The organism is Streptomyces sp. FH025 (genome assembly GCF_017427025.1).
In the GTDB taxonomy this organism is placed as follows: Bacteria; Actinomycetota; Actinomycetes; order Streptomycetales; family Streptomycetaceae; genus Kitasatospora.
The window spans coordinates 1-2,844 of record NZ_JAFLNG010000856.1 but is presented as its reverse complement, the minus strand read 5'-3'; the positions used below and the strand labels follow the sequence as shown (position 1 = coordinate 2,844).

The following is a 2,844-nucleotide window of genomic DNA, read 5'->3' as shown; positions in this document are numbered from 1 at the left end:
CGATGCACCCCGACGCCGGGCCCCCGCCCGAATTCGGCACCCCTGAAGGTCCGTTCCCGTTCCTCACCGTCGAAGGGCCGGGGGTGTACGAGATCCCGGTCGGCCCCGTCCACGCCGGCCTCATCGAACCCGGGTACTTCCGCTTCTCCGTCGTCGGCGAGACCATCCTCAAACTCAAGGCCCGCCTCTGGTTCGTCCACCGCGGCATCGAGAAGCTCTTCGAAGGCCGCGACCCGGAGCACGGCGCGCCGCTGGCGGAACGGATCAGCGGCGACACCGCCGTCGGCCACGCCCTCGCCTACTGCCTCGCCGCCGAGGAGGCCACCGGCCTGCGGGCACCCGCCGAGGCGCGACAGGCCCGTGCCCTGCTGCTGGAGCTCGAACGCCTCCACAACCACGTCACCGACCTCGGCGCCCTGTGCAACGACGTCGGCCACGGCATCCTCAACTCCCACGCCTGGCGCGTCCGCGAACGCCTGCTCCGCCTCAACCACGCCGTCACCGGCCACCGCCTGCTACGCGGTGGCGTCGTTCCCGGCGGTGCCGTCCTGCGCGGCCTCCCGGACCGTACCCAACTCGCCCGCGTCCGCACCGACCTGCGCGACCTCGTCGACCTGGCCCTCGGCCACCCCACCATCCTCGACCGCTTCACCGGCACCGCGATCCTGCCGACCCGGGCCGCCCGCGACCTCGGCTGCCTCGGCTACGTCGCCCGCGCCAGCGGCCTGCCCACCGACGCCCGGCGCGCTCACCCCCACCACGACCTCGGCGAACTCCTGACCAGCCGCACCCTCGACACCGGCGACGTCCTCGCCCGCTTCCGCATCCGCGCCCAGGAGGCCGACGACGCCCTCACCCTGATCGACCACCTCGGCGAAGGCCTGTCCCCGGGCGCCGTGGTGGACCTCGCCCCGCACCGGCCTGCCCGCGGCAGCGGCGTCGGCATCGCCGAGGGCTGGCGCGGCACCATCACCACCCGACTCGAACTCGGCTCCGACGGCACCCTCGCCCGAGTCAAGATCGTCGACCCGTCCTTCTTCAACTGGCCCGCGCTGCCCGTCGCCCTCGCCGACACGATCGTCCCCGACTTCCCCCTCACCAACAAGAGCTTCAACCTCTCCTACGCGGGCAACGACCTGTGACCACCCCGCTCGGGCAGGCGCTCCGCTCCGTCGGTTCCCGGCCCAAAGGTCGACAAAGCGCTTCAGTGCCTTTACGGCTACGGAGAGTGAACGCCCGTATCGGGATGAGTTATGCCACATCCATACGAATCCCGGCGCGGGCACTCGGGTGACGGGGTCGCGGTCTGGGATCCTCGGGCGCATGATCACGAAGCTCCGCGCGGCCTCCGCGCAATGGACCGTCGTCGTCCCCGCGGTGGCGTTCGTCGTCCTCGTCCTGACCTGGCACAAGGACCTGCCCGGCTGGGCGGTGGGCGTGGTCGCCGTGTTCCTGGTCGGCGCGGTGCTGGCCGCCGTGCACCACGCGGAGGTCATCGCGCACTGGACCGGCGAGCCGTTCGGATCACTGGTGCTCGCGGTGGCGGTCACCGTGATCGAGGTCGCGCTGATCGTGACGCTGATGGCCGACGGCGGGGACAAGTCCGCCACCCTGGCCCGGGACACGGTGTTCGCCGCCGTGATGATCACCTGCAACGGCATCCTCGGACTGTCCATCATCGTCGCCGCGATCAGGTACCGCACCGCCGTCTTCAACGCCGAGGGCACCGGCACGGCGCTCGCCTGCATCGCCACCCTCGCCACCCTGAGCATGGTGCTGCCGACCTTCACCACCAGCACGCCGGGCCCGCAGTTCTCCACCACCCAGCTCGGCTACGCGGCCGTCGCCTCGCTGGTGGTGTACGGCCTGTTCGTGGCCACCCAGACGCTGCGGCACCGGGACTACTTCCTGCCCGTCACCGCCGAGGGCAAGATCCGGGAGGACGAGGACGACCACGCGACCCCGCCCACCCTCAGGGCCGCCGGCGTCAGCCTGCTGCTGCTCGCCGTCGCACTGGTCTCGGTGGTCGGCCTGGCCAAGACCGTCTCGCCGACCATCGAGTCCGCGGTGGAGAGCGCCGGACTGCCGAACGCGGTGGTCGGCGTGGTGATCGCCCTGATGGTGCTGCTGCCGGAGACCATCGCGGCGCTGCGCGCGGCCCTGCGCAACCGGGTGCAGACCAGCATGAACCTGGCCCTCGGCTCGGCGCTCGCCAGCATCGGCCTGACCATCCCGGCCGTCGCGATCGCCTCCGCCTGGCTCCCCGGCCCGCTCGTCCTCGGCCTCGAACCCTCGCACATGGTGCTGCTGACCCTGACGGTCGTGCTCGGCACTCTGACGGTCATCCCGCGCCGGGCGACGCTGCTCCAGGGGGCGCTGCACCTGGGGGTGCTGGCGGAGTTCGTGGTGCTGGCGGTGAACCCGTGACGGGGCGCCGCCCGTAGTACCGGTTGGAAGCCCCTGGCCCGTACCCCCGTCGCGGCCAGGGGCTTCCGTCGTCCCCGGGCCGGTCCGGGGCGTGAACCGTGGAGGGCGCGCCGGCCGTACCTACGGCCGGGAGCCCCTGGTCCGGGAGCAGTCGTGGACCAGGGGCTCAGTGGTGCCGTGGCTCGCCGCCGCCGTCGGGTTCAGGGAGGCCGGGTTCAGGGCGGCGCCGGGATCAGGAGGAGGTGCGGCGACGGCGGGTGTAGACCACCGCGCCCGCGCCGCCGAGGAGCAGCACGGTGCCGGCGCCCGCGTACAGCAGGGTGCCGTCGCTCCCGGTGGTGGCCAGCTTCTTGCCGTCCGAGCCGGCGCCCGGGATCGGGGTCGGCACGCTGACCTTGGTGGGCGGGATCAGCGGCT

General features: G+C 72.7%; 3 protein-coding genes. 2 read left to right on the top strand and 1 reads right to left on the bottom strand.

Annotated elements, in window-relative coordinates:
* The coding region (locus tag J0670_RS34815) for a nickel-dependent hydrogenase large subunit (protein WP_207816455.1) at positions 1 to 1,142 on the top strand (1,142 nt) is incomplete at its 5' end.
* A 181-nt stretch (positions 1,143 to 1,323) separates the two neighbouring features.
* Complete coding sequence (locus J0670_RS34810) at positions 1,324 to 2,427, top strand: calcium:proton antiporter (protein WP_207816453.1); 1,104 nt, start codon at positions 1,324 to 1,326, stop codon at positions 2,425 to 2,427.
* A 232-nt stretch (positions 2,428 to 2,659) separates the two neighbouring features.
* On the opposite strand, the gene J0670_RS34805 is transcribed toward J0670_RS34810, so the two are convergent.
* A partial coding sequence (locus J0670_RS34805; RefSeq protein ID WP_207816451.1) for an LPXTG cell wall anchor domain-containing protein occupies positions 2,660 to 2,844 on the bottom strand: 185 nt, incomplete at its 5' end.

Excerpts from the sequence above, each read along its gene's own strand:
- J0670_RS34810 (WP_207816453.1), top strand. The coding sequence starts at position 1,324 with ATGATCACGAAGCTCCGCGCGGCCTCCGCGCAATGGACCGTCGTCGTC.